The following is an 18,895-nucleotide window of genomic DNA, read 5'->3' as shown; positions in this document are numbered from 1 at the left end:
ACCGAAGCGCAGCTACAAGCCACGTTCGGGTTGGAAAAACAGATTAGCGCTGCTTGAGACGCTCTAATGGCAGCGAGTGCCCCGCGGGTGTAGAGCCGGTAAGCTGTGGATCAAGTTCGCCCGACTTGATTGCGGCTTCGAAGGCGTCGAGTACCGCCGGAAGCTCTTCGACTTGCCAGATTGTGACTGACTGTCCGCCGATCACCATGGGTTGGCCGTCCGGACGTGTCGGGGTGAATGCCACCCGCCCGGCGTCGTCGCGTGCGAGCCACTGCCCACCGGCCTGTGGCGATTGATCCAGATCGTAGGCGGTGCGGGCCTGATGGAGCTTGTCGAGCATCGCGGATCGTTCGGTGTTCGGGTTAACCGGGTCAGATGCGGCTGCGGCAGCGGAGCCGATAGTGCTGGCAGCACCGTCCACGATATCCTTCAGTGACATGTTCTGGCTCCACCTCCGCGGCAAAACGGGCTCGCAAAAGCTCAACTGGATAGAACGTCCCGCAGTTCCGCCGCCGCAGCGGTTCAGTCGGGTGACCTGTAGCCACCCTTCGCGTTAGGATCGGACTTCTTGTAGCCACCACGGCGCGGGTTCGCGATCGCCTTTCCTTCCGAGCGGCTAGTCACGACGGTCTCCGGCTGGATGCTTGGGGCCGGTGTCGGCTGCGGCTGGTTACCACACGCTGCTAAGGATAAAAGGACTGCCGTTGCAGCTGCCGATACGGTGTAACCGGTACTCGCTCGTCGCATTCAACATCCTCGATTTGGCTAACGCCGGAACCATATCTGCCAGGTTGATCGCTGGGAAGTCGCTGGCTCGTCGGTGAGATACAGGAACATAAGGGCGGGCCGTTCAGCCAATCGTCGTCAAGCGGGGCTCTAGTTGGCAAGAGCCGAGCGAGTCCCGGCAGCACGACAAAGCCGACAATCTCTCGACCGGCGGCTTCCCCATCCCCGCCAGGGGAAATCAATTAAGCGAACGAGACTTCCGCGCTGACGCGACGGCGGCGCATCGCTCCGCCAACTACGCCCATGCCGCCGATCATCATCGCCCACGTTGCAGGTTCGGGAACTGCACCTGCCGGTGTCGACGCGTAGGACAAACCATCAATCGCGAACGTCGGGCCTCCGGCAGCATCGATCGACAGGGCGCGAAACCCCGTGCTGTCGATCAAGCCAAAGAATGGCGTCGATCCATTTGCGAGTGTAAGGCTATAATGCGCCGCGCCCCCGATCGTCAGCCTCGATGTATCATAGGACAGCAGGTCGAAGCCGACCGCGTACACATCGGATCGAAACACAATCGAGAAGACGCTGCTGCCGTTATCAGTAATGAATGCCGCTGAATTTCCGGAACTCGCGCCTAGATCACCGTTGATGAAAACTAAATCAGGATTTCCTCCGGTTTCTGCAATGGTGAAATCGCCATAGGCTTGGCTGGCGGCTGCTTCCCGTTTCTGCTCGAAACTCTCGAACATCAACGCTTCCGCGGCAGCCTCGAACGCGACGCGATCGGTATAGATCGTCGGTGCTGCGCTGGCAGGAGCCGAGTACGCCGTTGAGATAGCTACGGCAGCCAGAATCCGTATCCCGAAAGTCTTCATAAACCAACCTCATGACCTTTTATCGGGACGATCTTTTGTGTTAACTGCTATATAATCATTCATCATTTGATGTTTTATCGGCTGTTGAGTGCGTCCCGATTTGGGACGATCCGCCTCAAACCGGCCCTCCTGCTCCGGCAAGGCACAGTGAAGCCGCTGACGACCCTGCGGAGTGGTCAGCGGCTTCCTCGACACCACCCAGAATGATGGATCAGGCGAAGCTAACCTTCGTGCTGACGCGACGACGGCGCATCGCCCCGCCGACCATGCCGAAGCCGACGATCATCATCGCCCATGTGGAGGGCTCGGGGACTGCGCCGATACCGGCGTTAGAGTTGGTGCTGTCAAAGCAACTGCACACGACCCGTCTAGGGCGAAATACTAACCCGTTTGCCTGCCTTTCGGAGCGCAAACGGGTGCTTTCTCTAAACCAGGGCGAGCGCATCCGCAGCACTGACAGCTTTACTGGCTTATGCTCGATTGCTGAAGAATGAGTGATGTACGGTCAATTCGCGAGCTGGTGCACTTGTCTGGCAAAACCCTCTGCTATGGTCGAGACCTCGTGGCGGAATCTTTTCATCGCTTCTGGACAGGTTCAACTACAAGCAACAGAACCGTGTAAACTGGACATGCCGTGGGGGCAAAATGACGCAGAGACTCACCACTATCGCGATCGCAGCCGTATTGTCGGCGATGTGTTCGGAAGCGCCGCTCCCCGCGCAGGCGGCGGGCGAAAGTCTCACCAGTTATCCCGCGCTACCCAGGAGCGTACCGTACAGGCAGAGGGTTTTTGGCAACGATGTCAGTGATCCTTGGCGCTGGATGGAGGATGCCAAGCAGAGGGCCGAGCTGACGACATGGATGCAGGCATCGAGCGCGCACACGCGGGCACAACTGTCGGCGCTGCCGGGGTACCCTGCGCTGTTGTCCGCGATCACAACGGCTTCCAGGGCCAAGCCCGGCATCTACCAGGTGTCATCGGCCGGCGGGCGGCTGTTCTTTGGACTGATCGCGCCCGATGCCAACCAGCCGGTGTTGATGGTTCGCGAGAACGGCCGGGACCGCGTGCTGGTGGATCCCGGCAAGGATGCCGCGATCGGGACCTATCAGACGTCGCCGGACGGCCGCTTCGTCGTGGTTCAGCTGTCGAAGGGCGGCAGCGAGATCGGTGCGAGCTACATCTATGACGTCGCGAACGGCAAGCGGTTAGACGATGTGCTGACGCCGATGTGGAGCGATCAGGTGAACTGGGCGGACGGCAGAACGCTGCTCTACACCCGCATGGCGCGAACCGAAGGCAAGAACGTGCAGGAGGACGTGACGCTCTACCGCCACGTCATTGGCAGGCCGGCGTCGGAGGACGCGCCGCTGCTCGGAAGCCTCGCCAGGACGACGGTCGTCGTCAGCAAGGAGGAGGCGGCTTTGCCCGGGTCGGACGTCGGCAGCGCCTGGACGATCGGCGTGATCGGGCAGGCGCGACCGGACTCTCGGATAGCACTGGCGCGCACGGCCGATCTCGTTGCGGGCCGCGCCGCCTGGGTGCCGGTTGCCGACTACGAGGACCGGGTCACGCGCGCCACCGTCCATGGCGATACCCTCTACTACATCACCCAGCGCGAACTGCCCGACGGGGAGGTCCGCAGCGTCGATGCCCGCGCCCCGAAGCTGTCCGCCAGCCGTCGGGTGCTCGGCGGCGGCGGGTTGGTGCTGAAGGAGATCGTTGCCGCCCGCGACGGCCTGTACGTCACGGCGCTCCGCCCGACCGGCTCGAGCCGACTGTTGTTCCTGCGCTACGGTGCGGCAGCGCCGGTCGAGGTCAGGCTGTCGTTCGCCGGTGCGATCGGCAACGTGTCCGCACCGGCGGACGGCGGCTCGCCGATCTTGTCGATCGTCGGATGGCTCAACGACATGCAGTATCTGCGGCTCGATGGCGGCAAGGCGACCTCGGTCGGCATCGGGAACGAGACGGACGCTGCCGTGGTCGCCGGCGCGCGACTGATTGAGGATGTCGCGACAAGCAAAGACGGAACCAAGGTTCCGCTGACCATCCTCGCTCCATCGGCGACCTTTGCCGGGGCGCGGCCGACGATCCTGGAGGCGTATTCCTCTTACGGCTCCGTGGCGGCACCCTTCTTCGGGCCGGTCACGTTGACATGGGTGCGCCGCGGCGGCGTGTTCGCGACCTGTCATGCGCGCGGAGGGGGCGAGCAGGGGCGTGCGTGGCACGAGGCGGGACGCAGCCGCAACAAGCCTCGCGGTCAGGAGGACGTCATCGCGTGCGGCGAGCGGCTGGTCGCCTTGCGCTTCGCTACCCCGCGGACGCTGGGTGCGTGGGGTACGAGTGCGGGAGGCACGATCGTGCCGCCTGCGGCCCTTGCTCGTCCAGACCTGTTCCGGGCGGTCACCGCGTCCGTCGGCATGGTCAACCCAACCGCGCTGGACCGCGGCGAGAATGGCGCGAGCCAGTTCGCCGAATTCGGCGATCCGCGCACGGCGGAGGGGTATGAAGCTCTGGTCGCGCAGGACACGACCATGCTCGTTCCGAAGTCGAGAGGCGGCCCCGACTTCCTGTTCACGGTCGGGCTCAACGACCACCGGGTCCCGTTCTGGCATTCCGCCAAGGCCGTCGCGACGATGCGGGCTGCATGGCAAGACCGGCACTTGGCCTTGCTGCGGGTCGATGACGACGCGGGCCACGGCGTCGGCTCGGGTCGAGACAAGACCCTGGCGCTCCGAGCCGACATGTACGCGTTCTTCCTGAACCGCTTCGGCCAGCCCGGTTTCGTGAAGCCGTAGGCAGCCCGGGAGGCTGCGGAGGACAGAGGTCGACTGGAAAGGCACTCGATTCGTCAACAAGATCTGCAACGCGAAGAGCGGACGAATTGCCGCTGAAGCGTGGGCGGTAGAGTAGGTCGCTCGAAAGAGCCTAAGTGGGCGTCTTGAGGAGCGAGTTTAAGAATGGCAACGCTCCCCGATCCGTGCTTTCGCAGCCACAGCAGGCGTCGTTTTCAGGTTGGTGGACCGCCCTATGAACGGACTTATGCTGTCCATGTTCGTCAGCACGATCCTGAGCGGCGTGATCGCGGCCCTCAGGGATAGATCGGTGGTGCTGTGGACGATCCTGGGAGTGCTGAGCGGCCCCATTGCCGTTGCATTGCTCTTGTGCTTGCCATCGCGCAAAGCCCTCGTGCCGCCAACACCGGTCCGAACGCTTGCTAGCGAAATACGCGAACTGCAGGAGCTACGCGAACGAGGTCTTATCTCGAACGAGGAGTTCGAGCAGGGCAAGGCGCGGGTTATGGCGTGGCCGATCGCATCGGCGATCCGGCCTGCACTGCCATCGCCGCGAGCCATGGCAGATAGCGGATGGACATGGGCGAATTATCAGCCCGCTGCCCGCGCAGCCTTTATCAATTTGGCTCAGCGCCATCATCTTGATCTGCAATGGCCAGACGACGTGCCATATGAGGTCGTCTGCACCTTTCCTGTCCAAGAGGGGCTTTCGCTTGCAATCACGTTAGCGCTCGAGAAAGGCTCCGTCCATTGCTGGGGCGATGGTTGGACTCTCGATGGGGCGACTCCCGGAAGCCCGGATGTCGGGCTGCCGGCCGAACTGGTGGAAGGCCTGGATGCCCTAATAGGAGGATCAGGCCGTCTGCTGGTACGGACGGCTTACCGCGATACTTCCCCGTTCTGGACATCGTTGCAGGTGCAGCGGAATGGTCGTTGGCGAACGGTACGTAATCAATGGGATATTCCAATTCTACCGTTATGGCGGCGTACCATAATCGAAAATGAGCCATCTCGGCTGAAGCCACAGCAGTAGATTTCTGCCCGATCTCTCAGGTCTGCACGCTAGTTAGCAGGGCCTGACGGACACGACGCACGATGCGAAGCCCGCCGCCATGACACGACATCACGACGGCGGCACGCCCGATGATTACGGCTTTAAGTTGTTCTCCTTGAGCGTTTTGCCGTCGATGGTGAACTCGGCATAGCCGCTTTCCTTGATATCGTTGGCGGCGAGTCGACCATCGATGTCGAGCCGCAGCACGTGGACGTCGCTAAAGGCGCCCGGCGACATCAGCCGTATCCCCGACCAAGCGGAGCGGCTGTAGATCTTGCTCATAGGACCCTTCTGGGCTTCCATGAACGGCGCCAGGGCCGCTGCGTTTACCTGCGCCATCGGGGTGACGTAGTCCGCCAGTTTGAATTCAGACGCATCGCCACCACTGACCGTGATGTCGACTGGGCTCGGCGCCGCGAACTTGCCTGTGCGCATGTTCAAGGACGTGCTGAGCAGCTTCCTTGCATCGGTCGGATCCTGATACTGGACCGAGCAGACGGTCAGCTGGCCTTGCGGTTCGTCATCGCTGCTGTCGATGTCTTTGCCCGAACTGAAGAAAGAATTGATTTCTGAAACCTTGGCGTTTGGGCCAAGGTGCTTGGCGATCGCTCGGAAACAGACGTCCGGTCCTTCCGAAATATTAAGCGCCGCAACCTCTGGTGCAGCCGATGTACCGGCCGTGCCCACCTGATTGGCTGCGCCATCGGCAACGTTAGTGGTGGTGTTGGTTCCCTTTCCGCACGCGGACAAGCCGAATGTCGCTGTAGCAAGCATGCACAGTGTGGCGGATCTTGGCTTAAACATGATGGACGAGTTCCTGAGATCGTGATGACTCCGCCTTCATAAGGCACGTTCCTCTGGTGTCGAACAGTAAGGCTTGCGTGCCGCCGTGTGGATCTTTTGCCGAGCGCTGGACGGAGGGTCGGAGCCATGCGATCGACAGACAATGGATCACATCGAACGCGCTGTCAGGCCACGTGGGACGGAACGTAGATGGCCGTCTCCGATCGTCTTGACCTTTTGGGCCATGGCGCTCCTGAACCTCGTTCTGGCGCACTTTGCTTTCGGCGGATACTCATCTTCCGCAGGTGGCGACGCTGCCGGAAACGCGATGAGCAGCGCCTTCGATAAGCTGTTCATGCTTGCGGCATTGGGGCTTGTCGGACTGCTCTCGCTCCTGTTCCTGCTGATCCGCAGGCAGGGATTTCGGATCGCCCTGATCGTGGTGCTGGCCCTGAACGTCTTCCTGCTGCTAACGATCTTGTCTTTACAGTTCTGACAGCAATGCCACCAATCACGCGGCCTGTTGCGGCCTGCATGATGGAACACCTTAGCCGGCATTTTTCCGATTAACGTGGCGTCAGTAATTAACAGCAGCCTGCAATCGGATCAGCGAAGTGATGCAAACGTTCTGTCGGGCGCTGTCAGCTGTAATGCACCAGCCGGTAATGGTGGCAGAGTACGGGTAATGGTATGCCCCGCCCGCGCAAGCCAGCCAGTCCGTTCCGGTACTTCAACTCCTCGCCCGAGGTGATCCGGCTGGTGGTGCTGATGTACGTCCGGTTTCCGCTCAGCCTGCGGAACGTCGAGGACCTGTTGTTCGAGCGCGGGATCGACATCTGCCACGAGACGGTGCGGCTGTGGTGGAACAGGTTCGGGCCGCTGTTCGCAGGCGAGGTACGGCGTAAGAGGGTGAGCCACATGCGTGGCTTCCGTCACTGGCGCTGGCACCTGGACGAAATGTACGTGAAGCTGAACGGCGAGATGGTCTACCTCTGGCGAGCCGTCGATCACGAGGGCGAGGTGCTGGAGAGCTACGTCACCAAGAGCCGCGACAAGGCAGCGGCGCTCACCTTCATGAAGAAGGCGCTGAAGCGCCACGGCTCACCAGAGGCGATCACCACCGACGGCCTGCGCTCCTACCGTGCAGCCATGAACGAGCTCGGCAACGCCGAGAAGCAGGAGGTGGGCCGCTGGGCCAACAACCGGGTGGAGAACTCTCACCTGCCGTTCCGACGACGAGAGCGGGCGATGCTCCGGTTCAGGCAGATGAAGACCCTGCAGAGATTCGCTTCCGTGCACGCCAACGTCCACAACCACTTCAGCCTGGAGCGCCATCTCACCGACCGACAGACCTACCGGGAACGACGCTCCGCAGCGCTTGCGGAGTGGCAGGTGCTCGCCGGCTAGGCCGCCATCCTCAAAGCGCGAGAGGCATCCGGTGGAGAGTGGTCCGCGTTAGACTGACAGCACCTTTGTAAGCAATAATTCGACCCTGACGGCTGGTACGGACGGTGCGGTGGGCGGCACGTTCGCAACGGCTCCGCTTGCCTTTGGCGTCCCACAGAGCTGGGTGTTGGCTGGTGCCGCGAACACGTCGGGCATGACGGTCGTGATCGAGAAGGGGCGGGTGGAACCAAATGGTAAGCCGATGGTCAAGATCACCATTGGCGGTTCCCTAGGAACCGGCTTGACGGCCACGCTCAACTTCCGTCAGCAGATCACCTCAGCAACCTTGAACGCGCTCATTGCCGGCGGGTTCTTCTCGGTCAACGACAAGCTGCGTGGGCGTGCCAACGTCCGCGCCGATGCGGGTTCGCAGAAGCTGATCGGGGTTGGTACGTCGATCAGCTACACGGATGCGGCAGCCGGCCAGGAGCCACGTAGCGGGCGGCACGACGGCGTTGGCTCTAGGGTCCGAAACCGCGCTCAACAATGTCGTTGACGCTTACGGGAACAGCGATCGGACTACCCTCATCACCGAAGTGATGGACCTCCAGGATCCGAACCTGGTGGCGCAGAACCAGAACGCCGTCACGCCGAGCGTGTTTGAGTTCAACATCCCAATTGTGTTCCGCAACCTGTCGGGCAGCACTGCCTCAGTCGGCGCGGTCATCTGCATCAGTGAAGCTGGCCCCTACCGGAGTGCAAACGCATGATCCTCGCCTATCCCGTCGCGCTGGCGGCCGCCCCCTGTCGCCGATGTCCTGATCGCCGGTAACACGGCGGAAGGGCCGATGCAGGGCATATGGTTCGGGAACACCGGTCAGGGCGGCTACGATCGCATCACGATCCGCGATAACGACCTGCGCCTGTCCGGAGCATGGCATGGGATCAGCGTCTATGAGGGGCGCGCGATCGTCATCCGCAACAATCGCATCCTGCCAATCCCCGGGTCGCGTCAGCCGCGCGGCGATCACCCGCTGACCTATCCCTGGGTGTACGCCCCCGACAGCGATGCACTCGCCTGCGGTAACGTCGTGGCGGCGCAGGCCAACCGGTATGGCACGGGGAAATGCCGCTGAGCTGTTTGAGGCGTGGATCAGCACGACCGGCGGCAGCAACGAAACCGTCTGCGGTGATGTCGTGCCGTCGATGCAGGGCGGACAGGGGTCAGAGCCCTGCTGAGAGCCGGCATCGATCCAGTTCCGGGACAATCTAATAAAATTGGTTTATTGTCGATTACTTGAACGGTCGGTTTTTGGTAAGACTGCTTTGCCGCATCATGGGGAGCGGCCGACTCTTGCGAGTCGCTAACGGGGAAATATCATGTCTTACAAAGGCTTGCTTGCTGCATCACTCGTGCTAATGAGCGCGACACCTGCATTCGCGGCGACCGTTTACAACAACGGCGGTCCAACTATCACCAGCGGCAACGAGACAACCGCTTGGGTGCAGGCCGAGACCTTCAGCTTCGATGCCGCCACCGTAATTGGGGGCGCCGGCGTTTATTTGGGTGGGTTTGGCAACGTCAACGCGTACGATGGCGCATTCCAGTATTTCATCTTCGCAGACGGTGCAGGAACCCCGGGATCGGTACTAGCGACCGGAGCCGTATCGCCGACGATCACCGACAGCGGAACACCTTGGGCCGGCGGCGGCAACGCTTACCTGTTCCAGTTTAGCTTTGCAGACTTCGCCGCTGCTGCGAACACAACTTACCACTTCGGTATCCATGCCAGCGGCGCAGGTGACTACAATCGCGATGAAATTTACTGGGTCACAACCGATCTCAACCGGACGAACACGGGCATCGAGAGCTTCGGCGGCACGTTCGACAACTGGACCGACAACGGCAATGAGCATGCCTTTTTCCTGACAGACGGTGTCGCTGGCGTTGTGCCCGAGCCCACCACCTGGGCTATGATGATCGGCGGCATCGGCATGGTGGGCGGTGCAATGCGCCGTCGCCGTGTCAGCACGAAGGTCAGCTTCGCGTAAGAGGTCTGCTCCCGAAGATCGGAGGGGCCGTTAGTCGAGAGGCTGGCGGCCCTTTTTGCATGTGCGCCGCCGTTGTGCGGGGGCGATAGCAGACCGTGCGAACACAAAAAAAGACCGGCGGTGAAGCCGGCCCAAGTCTTAGGAGAGGATGCCTGAAAGGCCCGAGTATGCTGCACATGCGAACGCGCTAGCGCAACCATGAATAGGTATGCACCTATTTGAGGCACTTAGCTCAGGCCCGTGCTACCAGCGCCTGTCGAGCCGCGACCGCTAACTCCCGGAACGCCGCTTGCCACGTAGCGCCAGCCTCGCTCCACGGGATCGGCCCCTCCAGCCGCTCTATCCGGCTATCCCACAGCTTCTCGGCCAAGTGCTCGTTGAGCGCTTCATCGTCGTTGCTGGTGCAGAGGCGGCAGCGTGGCATCTCGAATCACTTGCGATGTTGTTCCTTTTCCGTTCCATAGCGGAATGCGTCGGCAACAGCGAATCACCGTCGAGCTTGCCGTGCAGATCCTGCGCGAGGCGATGCGGCTGTTGGGTCAGCAGAAGGCCGACGCGGTACCGGTTCGCCTGGCGCTGCGGTGTCTGTGGCCACACTGCCCGGAGCGTTGGCCGCTGGTGACGTTCTGCGAGGCCGTGGGTCAGCCGAGCGAGATCGGGCGCTCTCAGGGGGTGACAGCCGGGTTCAACGCGATCGTACGGCAGTTGCGCCGGTCGGGGGCATATCGGGACACGGGTGCCTGACACAAAGACGCCGACCCGAAGGCCGGCGCGAGGATCAACCGGAGGCTATCACCAGTTGGGACGAACATCGTGGCAAAGCGACCACGGCAGATCAAGGCCGCCACTTCACCCCTGCACCAGCACCCGCCACACCATCCCTGCCAGCAGCAAGGCAAGGGACAAGCCGACGAGAAGGAAGCGGCGCTTCAGACGTCGAGGCCGCGCCGCTCGATCTCGGCCGCCAAAGCATCCGCCTCAGGGTTGCCCGGCTCTCGGTCTGTGGCCTGATAAGCGGCGAGCAGATCGGTGTCGTCTTCAGGAACATACGTGAAGCCGGTATTTGGCGTCCCAGTCACAACGAAAGTCCCGTACCCTGATAGTGCTAGGGGAGCGAACCCCATCGCTTCCATGCCTTCAGGGCCTCCGTAGACCGGAAGCATCTTGCTCTGATCGATCGTCATTCCCTCAGCCTACCACCTTTCAAGGATCGTAATTTGAGATCCGGCTAGTCAGCCCGATCTCAGCCGGCGCGGATCATCCATCCAGCGACAAACCAGATGACGGCGATAAATGGCACCAGCAGAATGAAGAGGCAGGTCCATCCTGCTGCTTTGTATCCGGGCTCGACTGGATCGCTCCAGCGTGGCGGCCCGGCGTCATCGTCGTCCATCCCCACAGCCTACGCCAAGAGGATCGAAGGCTCAATATTTGGTACGCGGGTGGCTCTCGATGAGCTCAGCGCGCTCCGCTAACCGTTCCCACCGCTCGGCAGATTGCAGCAACAAACGTTTGGCATTCGGCAGGGTCTGTACTTCGGCTGCGGCTCGATCGGCAGCGGCCAGTGCGCGGAGTTCCTGACTCGACGGTCCCATTACCGCGGCGTTTAGTCAGCCTGCGGATGCTCGTCGACTGCATCGGAGACGATCATCCGGTTGCCTCCCCGCCCCATAAGCCATTGATTTGCATGACACCGGGTTAGAGGCCCGAACGGGCAACCGGCATCGATAACACTCGATTTTACGGCTCCACGTTCAACACGACGGGCGGCACCCTGACCCGTTCGGTTGAGATCGACCTCACGCCTGGCATGCAGACGAAGCTGTTCAACATTTCTGGCATTTCGTCGTTCTCGTTCGTCACGTCCGGGAGCTTATACGGCGAAAACACCGTTCAGATCGACAACATCGTGTACGACCTGGCTGCTGGCGGCGGTGTGCCCGAGCCCGCGTCGTGGGCGCTCATGATCGCAGGTATCGGCGCGGCTGGCGGCGCTCTCCGTCGCCGTCGTGCGGTCAGCACGACGGTCAGCTTCGCGTAAGCTACCTCGCTCTCTTAGGAGATCGGAAGAGCCGTCAGCCATCAGGCTGGCGGCTCTTTTGCATTCGGTCAGCTTATCGAGGCTCGGCCGAGTGGCAGCGGATTGATGTTGCCGGTGGTAACGCGATCCGATTCGCCCCGCGCGATCATCAGCGCCCGCGCGCGCTTCCCGTAGTGCCTAACCAACTCCGGTGACACGCCGAGTATCTCGCCGACTCCGCTGTCGTTCAGGCCGCACTCCAGCTGGTAGCAGCATGCGTTCTTCCGCAGTCTGTGGAATGTGAAGGTCGCGCCCTCGACGATCGCCTCGCGCGGTAAGCGACATGGTTGCCGTAGTGACGAGCTATACAAATGCAGCTTCCCGTAACTTTACCCTCGTGGTTGAAGATACACCGCTGATCGCGTCGGGTGATCAGCGGCTTTTCTGTGCCTGAGCGCTACTTTCGACGACAGGAGCGGGCGCTTCCGCTGGCAGCTTTGGCTTCTGGTCCGGCTCTTGCTGACCTTGAGCAGCGCGCATCTCCTGCTGCTCGGCTTGCAGCTGCGCCTGTCGTACGCGCTCGCTCCTGGCTATGACGTCAGTCTCGTCAAAAACGGGGTGGCTGTTGTCCCATCGCACTCCACCCTGTGATTGCAGGGGTGTAGCGACTAGGGCCGTCGCAAGGATCATGATGTTCATCATCGCTCTCCGCACACTCGCCTAATCAGCGATTTACGATCAGTCGGCAGAGAAGTTGCCGGCGAAGCAAGGCGGCGCCTCGTCACGTCCGAAAACGGAAAAAGACGCGCGCGTCTCGAAATGGCACAGCGAAATATTTTGATGAACTATATAGTTAATGTGCGGTTCACACGGTGGAACCGACGCGACTGTGGTGTCGGACCTTTTAGGGGAACACCGACATGACACTCAGCGCCAAATCAATCATGCTCGCCGCAGCATCAACGATGTTTGTAATGGCAGCTTCTACCGCCGCGGCAACGCCAATCATCACCAATATTGGCGCTGATTTGTCGACCTCACCCTACACGTTCACTTACATGGGGAGCAGCTTCACGTTCGGCTCTAACGGTCAGTTGTTCACTGGTCCCATTACCGTCAGCACAGCCAATGGCGGCGAGATCAATACGACGTTCGGTGAGCCCTCGGCCTATTTTCCTGATCGTGGGACGGTATCGTTTGGCCCGGGTATGAACTTCGCCGCTTTCCCTACCGAGACTGCGATTCGCTTCAGCAATGGTGAAAATTACTTCGGTCTTCGTGCTGTTACGAACACCGGTACCTTCTACGGGTTCGCTTATTCGAGCGACAACATCCTCAACACTATCGGCTTTGAGACCGTAGCCGACGCAACGATCACTGCTACGACGATGGCTGGCGCAGTGCCCGAACCTGCCACGTGGGCGATGATGATCGGCGGCATCGGCATGGTTGGCGGCGCCATGCGCCGTCGCCGCGTTAGCACGAAGGTCAGCTTCGCGTAAGCCATCCTCGCTCCCTCGGGAGATCGGAAGAGCCGCCAGCCCAACCAGCTGGCGGCTCTTTGCTTTGGTCAGCTGATCGACGTTCTGGCGAGTGGCAACGGATCGCTGTGGCCAATCATGACGCAGTCCGATGCGTCGTGCGCCCCACTATGGATGACTCACCACGACGACCTTCAAGGTGGCCCGTCGCCTTTCGCTTGTCTCCGCGTCCTGTGCCTCGCACGTGAATGTATGGGCGCCCAAGGTGGGCAGCTCCTCGGCCGCAATCATAGCGGCCGATCGGAGAGTGGCGTTGAACGCCGCCTCTAGACTCTCGAAATCCTGTTCAGCGCCGGCCGGAAATCCGGAACCGTCGTCGATCGATGTCAGATAGCGTCCCATCCCTGCATGATAGACCAACACGGCCGGACGTTCGCTCACTTGCATCATGCAGGCACCTGGACGGCGTCGGCCGACACCTGAGCTGGTGATCGGGAGCAGGACTTCCGAGAAACAGCGCGGAGGAGCGGAGCTCAACCTCGTCGTGATCGCCCGGCAGGCAAGCGGTGCGATGCTGCCTCAAGGTAAGCGGGGTCGAAGTCCGCTAACTGTGCGGCTTTCTCCCAATCGATGATCGACACCTTCCCATGATGAAAATCCAGCACCTCGTGAGTGCGAAGTGCCTTCAGAGTCCGATTGACGTGAACCCCAGTCAGGCCGAGCAGTTCACCCAGTCGCTCCTGCGTTATGGGGAAGTCGTAGCTGACTGGTCGCTCTCCGGCAGCGATCCCAAGTCGCCACGCCACTTCGAGGAAGAGATGTGCCGTACGGCTATTGGCACTCCGCAGCGACATGCTGGTCAACCACTCTGCCATGATTGCGGCATCGACAACGCAATCTCTCCAAAAGGCGTCAGCGATGGCCGGGTACGTTCTTGCGAGTGTAACAATTTCCCCATGAGGCACGTGCAAGATGGTAGCAGCGCTAAGAGCTTGCAGCGTCGATGTCGCTTGGGGAACGACCACCGAGTGAAGGTCGGCCATGTCGCCGCGAAGGTGTATCGCAGCCATTTGTCGACGGCCAACACGATCCTGGCTGAACCGGCCAACTATGCCGGACAGCACCAAACATGCATGCTTCACTTTGTCGCCCAAGCGCACTATGTCTCGATGCGTCCCCACCTCAGCGACAATGCCCGGCAGCTTCATGATGGCCGCTTGTTCAACCTCGTCCAACGCCGAATGCCGCAGCAATCTGGCGAGGAATGGACGAAGAGGCGCAGGCTCTGAGTTGGTCATGATTGTTCCCATCAATGCATGAGCTCTCCGGCGACGAAACTCAGCGCGCGAGCAATACGAAGACTAACACGCATCAAGTATAACATACATCAAAGCGTGTGTGCATACGCTTCCGGGCTTGAGAGCGTCATCGTCTCATCAAGAGGGGGTTGATCAAGCCTGTAACGACTCGGTTCGAAGCACCCCAGGCAAGGCTTTGTCAAAGCTAATGCACCAGCCGGTAATCAGGACAGGGTAGGGGCGCTGCATGCCCCGCCCGCGCAAGCCAGCCAGTCCGTTTCGCTACTTCAACTCGTCGCCCGAGGTGATCCGGCTGGTAGTGCTGATGTACGTCCGCTTCCCGCTGAGCCTGCGCAACGTGGAGGACCTGCTGTTCGAGCGTGGGATCGACATCTGCCACGAAACCGTGCGGCTGTGGTGGAACAGGTTCGGGCCGCTGTTCGCAGGCGAGGTGCGGAGGAAAAGGGTAAGTCACATGCGCGGCTTCCGTCACTGGCGCTGGCACTTGGACGAGATGTACGTGAAGCTGAACGGCGAGATGGTCTACCTCTGGCGAGCCGTCGATCACGAGGGCGAGGTGCTGGAGAGCTACGTCACCAAGACGCGTGACAAGGCGGCAGCGCTCACCTTCATGAAGAAGGCGCTGAAGCGCCACGGCTCACCAGAGGCGATCACCACCGACGGCCTGCGCTCCTACCGTGCAGCCATGAACGAGCTCGGCAACGCCGAGAAGCAGGAGGTGGGCCGCTGGGCCAACAACCGAGTCGAGAACTCCCACCTGCCGTTCCGACGACGGGAGCGCGCGATGCTCCGGTTCAGGCAGATGAAGACGCTGCAGAAGTTTGCCTCAGTTCACGCCAACGTCCACAACCACTTCAGCCTGGAGCGCCATCTCACCGATCGACAGACCTACCGGGTACGACGCTCCGCAGCGCTTGCGGAGTGGCAGGTGCTCGTCGGCTAGGCTGCCATCCTCAAAGCCCGACATGCATCTGGTGGAGAGCGGTTCGCATTAGACTGACAGCACCGTTCGAGACGCTGCACCCGGGGGAGAAACCACTGGCGCACGCATGGTACCTCGATGCGATGTGCCATTGGCTCGAGAGGGTCGAGGCGGGTGATGAGCGACGGCTGGTCGTTACGGTGCCGCCGCGCCACCTGAAGTCAGTGACCGCCTCGGTGGCGTTCGTCGCCTGGGCGCTCGGGCGTGATCCGACGATGAAGATCATGGTCGCCAGCTACAGCCAGGATCTGTCGCGCCTGCACGCCAGCCAGTGCCGGACGCTGATCGAGTCCGACTGGTACCAGAGCCTGTTCCCGAAGACCCGGATTGCCGATGGCGGCAACCGGGCACTCGAGATCATCACTACGCAGGGCGGGGTGAGAAAGGGCGTGTCGGTCGGCGGGACGGTGACCGGTTTCGGCGCGGATCTCATCATCGTCGATGATTGCATGAAGGCTGACGATGTGAAGAGCGTCACGCTGCGCGAGGAGGTGAAGAACTGGTTTGCCAATACCCTCCTCACGCGCCTCAATGACAAGCAGACCGGTCGGATCATCTCGATCCAGCAGCGCCTCCACGAGGATGATCTGCCCGCGATGCTGCTGGAGCGTGGCTATCGCCACCTCAATCTGCCCGCCATCGCCGAGCAGGTCGAGGACGTGCCGATTGGCCCCGGCAAGGTTCACCGGCGCGTCGTCGGCGACCTGCTTAACCCGGATCGCGAGGACCGCGCGCTGCTGGATCGCATGCGCATCGAACTCGGGCCCGTCGTCTTCTCGGCGCAGTATCAACAGAACCCGGTGGCGCCGGAAGGCAATTCGATCCGGATGGAGTGGTTCCAGACCTATGACGAGCCGCCCGCGCGCCGGAACTTCACCAGGGTCGTGCAAAGCTGGGACACGGGCATGAGCGCAGCACCGACCAGCGATTTCTCGGTCTGCACGACATGGGGTTTCTGCGGGGACAAATGGTACCTGCTGGACGTCTTCCGCCAGCGGCTCGACTATCCTGAACTCCGGCGGGCGGTGGAGCGGCTTCATGACCAGTGGAAGGCCGACCGGGTGATCATCGAGGACGCCGGCGCCGGCAAATCGGTGGCGCAGGATATCAGGCTGCAGGGCAAGTTTCGGCCGTTCATGAGCAAGACCGACGTGGACAAGATGTCGCGCTTCACCGGGACCTTCGGGGAAGTCGAGGCCGGCAACATCCTGCTGCCCACGGCCGCGCCGTGGCTGGACGAGTTCCGCCGGGAACTGCGGGCCTTTCCCAACGGACGGCACGACGATCAGGTGGACAGCTTCAGCCATTTCGTTCGCCACCAGAAGAACCACCGCATGTGGATGCTCACTCGCGTGGATCCGCGGACCGGCCGGGAGGATCCGCCGCGACGGCGATGAGGGATGCGCGGCAACCCTCGAAAGCTGCATATCGACTTCTGCCGCCACGCAGGGCTGTGGTCATGCTCAGGAGGCTGAGCATGACACCGGACGAACTTATCCGCACCTACATGACCGCAGCGGGCATGATCATGGAGGACATGGCCACAAAGGCGCTGCTGGATCCTCTGGCTGCGACGCGGGCCCAGGAACTGCGGGACGTCGCTCGCGAACTGCAGACGATTGCCGATGTCGTCGACGCCGCTCGCAAGGCGCAGCCGCATCGTCGCTGAGCGATGCTGGCTCGGAATGGAACAGCGCGTCGCCCAAGCGTCTTGTGACGGCCATTGGCCCGTGAGACAGCGCCTCATCATGCCATCTGCCAGCCTCGTCGATCTCGTTGAGAAGGTGCTCGCCCGCGCGCCGGAGTGGGTGAGGGTAGACCTTGCCGCTCGCGATCCGCTGCAGCGGCAGCGCGCCGAGGAGACGCTGGCTGCGATGATCGCCAGCGCCATCAGCAGCACCGGCGACGCTGAGAGCAGCTAATCTCTGGCGCGCTCAGCAAGGCGGCAGGCGGCCTTCCGGTCAGCAACGAGTGCTTCGTCAAAGGCGACGCGGGCTAGATCATCAATGACTGCTCATGAGCAACACAGCTTTACGCGTTGATCTCGTCGATCCGGTCAGCGAGATCCCTAAGGTCGCGTGCGAGTTCGTCCAGCGCAAACGAGAAGCCGAAGACATGTCCCGCCATGTCCAGATCCAGTGCGTTCCCCTCGGCGCTGGTGCGAAACGCAGCAAGGGCGCTGGAGAATGCCTGCCGCGCCGTCGTGAGATCACCGCGTGCGACGGTCTGTCTGGTTCGCAGCGCGGTTGCGCAGGCGAGGATCTCGGCGCCTAGCAGGCGAACCAGTGCCGCGGCCGGGGTACCAAGCGCCGCGCGAACCGGGTCCGGGAAGCTCGGGTTGAGCGCGCGGGCGACGAGCACGATGTCCGAGCGGATGCGCCACAAGGTTCGCGGCACCGCGGGGGAGATGGCGTGCCGCCACAACCGAGCAGCATGTTCGCGGTCAGCATCCTTCAGCGCCTGTTCGACACCGGCAAGCGCGGGACGCAGCGCCATCAGCGATGAACCCAGTGACAGCGTTGCGCCGCTTGCGATGGCATCTGCCATGTCGCCGAGCGTTACGTGCATGGTGTCGAGCACCGCGGCAATGCGGCGGGCGACGAGTGCCCCCGACCGCGCCGGCAGGATCAGTGCCATCGCTGCGACGCCGATTGCCCCGCCGAGCATGATTTCGGCGACGCGGTCGACGACGAAGTCCGCGATGGGACTGGCTGGCGGCACCGTCAGCATCATGATCGAAGCCGTGACCGGCGCAACCTTGAGCTGGGGGCGGAGCACGGCCAGATAGCTGCCAAGGGCTGCTACAGCGACCAGCGCAACACCCGTGCTGATCACGCCGCCATTGTGCGCCCAGGCACCCAGCGCGCCGAGCGCTGCCCCGACCAGCGTGCCAAGCAGCCGATCGAACGCTGCGCCAAGCGTCCCGCCGATGGAGCCCTGCATCACGATGAGCACCGTGAACACCGCCCAGTAACCCTGCTTCAGATCTAGCAGCCTGTATGCCGCGTAAGCGACCGCGCAGGCCGCGGCGACCCGGAAGGCCTGCTTGAGCGCGGACGTGCTGACGAAGGACTGGAAGGAGAGCGTCACCTGATCGCAGGTACCGTTTTCTACGGCTGCCGTCATGTATGCGTCGCCGCAACCCGGGCGTCTAAAAGGCTGGGGCAGGGCACCCACTGTCCAAGCGTCCGCCCGCACCGCTTCTGCCGTGTGACGTTGAGGCGAAACATCAGGGAGAGCCGGCCTAAGCGGCAGCAAGCATTCCTGAGACGAGACAGACCGTCTGATTTTGGGCATTTCTGGTGGAAATCTGCCAGTCCGCTTTTCGGCGCCTAGGTGACAGAACCTGTCGTTCGTTCAGGTTCAGCGGGACGGAGGCCATGCGCCCTAATCCCAGCCATTCACGCGCCCAGCGTATAAGCCT

24 protein-coding genes and 1 pseudogene are annotated in these 18,895 nt (G+C 61.9%); 15 read left to right on the top strand and 10 right to left on the bottom strand.

Translation table 11 applies throughout. The features are described 5' to 3' along the window. Positions 1–43: 43 nt before the first annotated feature. From ILT43_RS15280 to ILT43_RS15270, 3 genes and pseudogenes are all read right to left on the bottom strand, one after another. Positions 44–439: a hypothetical protein gene (locus ILT43_RS15280; RefSeq protein WP_204199839.1), complete on the bottom strand. Its 396-nt coding sequence runs from the start codon at positions 437–439 to the stop codon at positions 44–46. 529 nt (positions 440–968) lie between these two features. Further along, positions 969–1,601 carry a PEPxxWA-CTERM sorting domain-containing protein gene (locus ILT43_RS15275; protein ID WP_204199838.1) on the bottom strand — a complete coding sequence of 211 codons (633 nt, stop codon included), beginning with the start codon at positions 1,599–1,601 and terminating at the stop codon, positions 969–971. A 211-nt stretch (positions 1,602–1,812) separates the two neighbouring features. Beyond that, a pseudogene (locus ILT43_RS15270) lies at positions 1,813–1,923 on the bottom strand (PEPxxWA-CTERM sorting domain-containing protein); the annotation flags it as partial. Positions 1,924–2,246: 323 nt separating this feature from the next. Between ILT43_RS15270 and ILT43_RS15265 the strand changes: the two are divergent. Next, the gene (locus ILT43_RS15265) at positions 2,247–4,397 is read left to right on the top strand and encodes a prolyl oligopeptidase family serine peptidase (RefSeq protein ID WP_204199836.1); all 2,151 of its coding nucleotides are present in this window, start codon (positions 2,247–2,249) and stop codon (positions 4,395–4,397) included. A gap of 244 nt (positions 4,398–4,641) precedes the next feature. Continuing rightward, the gene (locus tag ILT43_RS15260) at positions 4,642–5,427 is read left to right on the top strand and encodes an SHOCT domain-containing protein (protein ID WP_204199835.1); all 786 of its coding nucleotides are present in this window, start codon (positions 4,642–4,644) and stop codon (positions 5,425–5,427) included. A 114-nt stretch (positions 5,428–5,541) separates the two neighbouring features. Here the strand turns inward: ILT43_RS15260 and ILT43_RS15255 are convergent, their stop codons facing one another. Further along, complete coding sequence (locus tag ILT43_RS15255; protein WP_204199834.1) at positions 5,542–6,222, bottom strand: hypothetical protein; 681 nt, start codon at positions 6,220–6,222, stop codon at positions 5,542–5,544. A gap of 253 nt (positions 6,223–6,475) precedes the next feature. Here ILT43_RS15255 and ILT43_RS15250 point away from each other — a divergent pair, with 253 nt between their 5' ends. From ILT43_RS15250 to ILT43_RS15220, 7 genes are all read left to right on the top strand, one after another. Then, complete coding sequence (locus ILT43_RS15250) at positions 6,476–6,727, top strand: hypothetical protein (protein ID WP_204199833.1); 252 nt, start codon at positions 6,476–6,478, stop codon at positions 6,725–6,727. A gap of 194 nt (positions 6,728–6,921) precedes the next feature. Next, positions 6,922–7,638, top strand: coding sequence for an IS6 family transposase (locus ILT43_RS15245; protein WP_204199832.1), 717 nt, complete (start codon positions 6,922–6,924; stop codon positions 7,636–7,638). A gap of 193 nt (positions 7,639–7,831) precedes the next feature. Next, the gene (locus ILT43_RS15240) at positions 7,832–8,173 is read left to right on the top strand and encodes a hypothetical protein (protein ID WP_204199831.1); all 342 of its coding nucleotides are present in this window, start codon (positions 7,832–7,834) and stop codon (positions 8,171–8,173) included. A 43-nt stretch (positions 8,174–8,216) separates the two neighbouring features. Beyond that, positions 8,217–8,387 carry a hypothetical protein gene (locus tag ILT43_RS15235; protein WP_204199830.1) on the top strand — a complete coding sequence of 57 codons (171 nt, stop codon included), beginning with the start codon at positions 8,217–8,219 and terminating at the stop codon, positions 8,385–8,387. 78 nt (positions 8,388–8,465) lie between these two features. Beyond that, entirely contained in the window at positions 8,466–8,753 is a 288-nt protein-coding gene (locus ILT43_RS15230; RefSeq protein WP_204199829.1) for a hypothetical protein, read from the top strand. Positions 8,754–8,997: 244 nt separating this feature from the next. After that, positions 8,998–9,669 (top strand): PEPxxWA-CTERM sorting domain-containing protein, encoded by a 672-nt coding sequence (locus tag ILT43_RS15225; RefSeq protein ID WP_204199828.1) that lies wholly within the window; start codon positions 8,998–9,000, stop codon positions 9,667–9,669. Between the two features lie 468 nt (positions 9,670–10,137). After that, entirely contained in the window at positions 10,138–10,413 is a 276-nt protein-coding gene (locus tag ILT43_RS15220; protein WP_204199827.1) for a hypothetical protein, read from the top strand. A gap of 185 nt (positions 10,414–10,598) precedes the next feature. Here the strand turns inward: ILT43_RS15220 and ILT43_RS15215 are convergent, their stop codons facing one another. Beyond that, a complete protein-coding gene (locus ILT43_RS15215) occupies positions 10,599–10,853 on the bottom strand; it encodes a hypothetical protein (RefSeq protein ID WP_204199826.1) in 255 nt (84 codons plus the stop codon). 59 nt (positions 10,854–10,912) lie between these two features. Beyond that, positions 10,913–11,062, bottom strand: a complete 150-nt coding sequence (locus ILT43_RS15210; protein WP_204199825.1) for a hypothetical protein — start codon at positions 11,060–11,062, stop codon at positions 10,913–10,915. Between the two features lie 417 nt (positions 11,063–11,479). Here ILT43_RS15210 and ILT43_RS15205 point away from each other — a divergent pair, with 417 nt between their 5' ends. Then, positions 11,480–11,710 carry a PEPxxWA-CTERM sorting domain-containing protein gene (locus ILT43_RS15205; RefSeq protein WP_204199824.1) on the top strand — a complete coding sequence of 77 codons (231 nt, stop codon included), beginning with the start codon at positions 11,480–11,482 and terminating at the stop codon, positions 11,708–11,710. Positions 11,711–12,121: 411 nt separating this feature from the next. Here ILT43_RS15205 and ILT43_RS15200 read toward each other — a convergent pair whose 3' ends face one another. Next, complete coding sequence (locus tag ILT43_RS15200) at positions 12,122–12,391, bottom strand: hypothetical protein (protein WP_204199823.1); 270 nt, start codon at positions 12,389–12,391, stop codon at positions 12,122–12,124. A gap of 218 nt (positions 12,392–12,609) precedes the next feature. On the opposite strand from ILT43_RS15200, the gene ILT43_RS15195 reads away from it, so the two are divergent. Continuing rightward, on the top strand, positions 12,610–13,191 hold the full coding sequence (locus tag ILT43_RS15195; protein ID WP_204199822.1) for a PEPxxWA-CTERM sorting domain-containing protein: 582 nt from the start codon (positions 12,610–12,612) through the stop codon (positions 13,189–13,191). Between the two features lie 147 nt (positions 13,192–13,338). Here ILT43_RS15195 and ILT43_RS15190 read toward each other — a convergent pair whose 3' ends face one another. Together ILT43_RS15190 and ILT43_RS15185 are read right to left on the bottom strand one after the other, a co-directional pair. Then, positions 13,339–13,620 carry a DUF6894 family protein gene (locus ILT43_RS15190; protein ID WP_204199821.1) on the bottom strand — a complete coding sequence of 94 codons (282 nt, stop codon included), beginning with the start codon at positions 13,618–13,620 and terminating at the stop codon, positions 13,339–13,341. A gap of 83 nt (positions 13,621–13,703) precedes the next feature. Then, positions 13,704–14,468 (bottom strand): Crp/Fnr family transcriptional regulator, encoded by a 765-nt coding sequence (locus ILT43_RS15185; RefSeq protein WP_204199820.1) that lies wholly within the window; start codon positions 14,466–14,468, stop codon positions 13,704–13,706. A gap of 247 nt (positions 14,469–14,715) precedes the next feature. On the opposite strand from ILT43_RS15185, the gene ILT43_RS15180 reads away from it, so the two are divergent. From ILT43_RS15180 to ILT43_RS15165, 4 genes are all read left to right on the top strand, one after another. Further along, on the top strand, positions 14,716–15,432 hold the full coding sequence (locus ILT43_RS15180; RefSeq protein ID WP_204199819.1) for an IS6 family transposase: 717 nt from the start codon (positions 14,716–14,718) through the stop codon (positions 15,430–15,432). Positions 15,433–15,635: 203 nt separating this feature from the next. Continuing rightward, complete coding sequence (gene terL, locus ILT43_RS19800) at positions 15,636–16,868, top strand: phage terminase large subunit (RefSeq protein ID WP_204199818.1); 1,233 nt, start codon at positions 15,636–15,638, stop codon at positions 16,866–16,868. Between the two features lie 80 nt (positions 16,869–16,948). Next, positions 16,949–17,140, top strand: a complete 192-nt coding sequence (locus ILT43_RS15170; protein ID WP_204199817.1) for a hypothetical protein — start codon at positions 16,949–16,951, stop codon at positions 17,138–17,140. 79 nt (positions 17,141–17,219) lie between these two features. Beyond that, positions 17,220–17,393, top strand: coding sequence for a DUF6771 family protein (locus ILT43_RS15165; protein ID WP_204199816.1), 174 nt, complete (start codon positions 17,220–17,222; stop codon positions 17,391–17,393). A 109-nt stretch (positions 17,394–17,502) separates the two neighbouring features. Here ILT43_RS15165 and ILT43_RS15160 read toward each other — a convergent pair whose 3' ends face one another. Further along, positions 17,503–18,729 carry an FUSC family protein gene (locus ILT43_RS15160; protein ID WP_204199815.1) on the bottom strand — a complete coding sequence of 409 codons (1,227 nt, stop codon included), beginning with the start codon at positions 18,727–18,729 and terminating at the stop codon, positions 17,503–17,505. Between the last annotated feature and the right edge of the window lie 166 nt (positions 18,730–18,895).

Source organism: Sphingomonas longa (genome assembly GCF_016892685.1).
GTDB lineage: Bacteria > Pseudomonadota > Alphaproteobacteria > Sphingomonadales > Sphingomonadaceae > Sphingomonas > Sphingomonas longa.
Note: the sequence above shows the minus strand (reverse complement) of the source record. Positions and strands in the feature narration are given on the sequence as shown.

Excerpts from the sequence above, each read along its gene's own strand:
- ILT43_RS15280 (WP_204199839.1), bottom strand. The coding sequence starts at position 439 with ATGTCACTGAAGGATATCGTGGACGGTGCTGCCAGCACTATCGGCTCC.
- ILT43_RS15275 (WP_204199838.1), bottom strand. The coding sequence starts at position 1,601 with ATGAAGACTTTCGGGATACGGATTCTGGCTGCCGTAGCTATCTCAACG.
- ILT43_RS15265 (WP_204199836.1), top strand. The coding sequence starts at position 2,247 with ATGACGCAGAGACTCACCACTATCGCGATCGCAGCCGTATTGTCGGCG.
- ILT43_RS15260 (WP_204199835.1), top strand. The coding sequence starts at position 4,642 with ATGCTGTCCATGTTCGTCAGCACGATCCTGAGCGGCGTGATCGCGGCC.
- ILT43_RS15255 (WP_204199834.1), bottom strand. The coding sequence starts at position 6,222 with ATGCTTGCTACAGCGACATTCGGCTTGTCCGCGTGCGGAAAGGGAACC.
- ILT43_RS15250 (WP_204199833.1), top strand. The coding sequence starts at position 6,476 with ATGGCGCTCCTGAACCTCGTTCTGGCGCACTTTGCTTTCGGCGGATAC.
- ILT43_RS15245 (WP_204199832.1), top strand. The coding sequence starts at position 6,922 with ATGCCCCGCCCGCGCAAGCCAGCCAGTCCGTTCCGGTACTTCAACTCC.
- ILT43_RS15240 (WP_204199831.1), top strand. The coding sequence starts at position 7,832 with ATGACGGTCGTGATCGAGAAGGGGCGGGTGGAACCAAATGGTAAGCCG.
- ILT43_RS15235 (WP_204199830.1), top strand. The coding sequence starts at position 8,217 with ATGGACCTCCAGGATCCGAACCTGGTGGCGCAGAACCAGAACGCCGTC.
- ILT43_RS15230 (WP_204199829.1), top strand. The coding sequence starts at position 8,466 with ATGCAGGGCATATGGTTCGGGAACACCGGTCAGGGCGGCTACGATCGC.
- ILT43_RS15225 (WP_204199828.1), top strand. The coding sequence starts at position 8,998 with ATGTCTTACAAAGGCTTGCTTGCTGCATCACTCGTGCTAATGAGCGCG.
- ILT43_RS15220 (WP_204199827.1), top strand. The coding sequence starts at position 10,138 with ATGCGTCGGCAACAGCGAATCACCGTCGAGCTTGCCGTGCAGATCCTG.
- ILT43_RS15215 (WP_204199826.1), bottom strand. The coding sequence starts at position 10,853 with ATGACGATCGATCAGAGCAAGATGCTTCCGGTCTACGGAGGCCCTGAA.
- ILT43_RS15210 (WP_204199825.1), bottom strand. The coding sequence starts at position 11,062 with ATGGACGACGATGACGCCGGGCCGCCACGCTGGAGCGATCCAGTCGAG.
- ILT43_RS15205 (WP_204199824.1), top strand. The coding sequence starts at position 11,480 with ATGCAGACGAAGCTGTTCAACATTTCTGGCATTTCGTCGTTCTCGTTC.
- ILT43_RS15200 (WP_204199823.1), bottom strand. The coding sequence starts at position 12,391 with ATGATGAACATCATGATCCTTGCGACGGCCCTAGTCGCTACACCCCTG.
- ILT43_RS15195 (WP_204199822.1), top strand. The coding sequence starts at position 12,610 with ATGACACTCAGCGCCAAATCAATCATGCTCGCCGCAGCATCAACGATG.
- ILT43_RS15190 (WP_204199821.1), bottom strand. The coding sequence starts at position 13,620 with ATGATGCAAGTGAGCGAACGTCCGGCCGTGTTGGTCTATCATGCAGGG.
- ILT43_RS15185 (WP_204199820.1), bottom strand. The coding sequence starts at position 14,468 with ATGACCAACTCAGAGCCTGCGCCTCTTCGTCCATTCCTCGCCAGATTG.
- ILT43_RS15180 (WP_204199819.1), top strand. The coding sequence starts at position 14,716 with ATGCCCCGCCCGCGCAAGCCAGCCAGTCCGTTTCGCTACTTCAACTCG.
- ILT43_RS15170 (WP_204199817.1), top strand. The coding sequence starts at position 16,949 with ATGACACCGGACGAACTTATCCGCACCTACATGACCGCAGCGGGCATG.
- ILT43_RS15165 (WP_204199816.1), top strand. The coding sequence starts at position 17,220 with ATGCCATCTGCCAGCCTCGTCGATCTCGTTGAGAAGGTGCTCGCCCGC.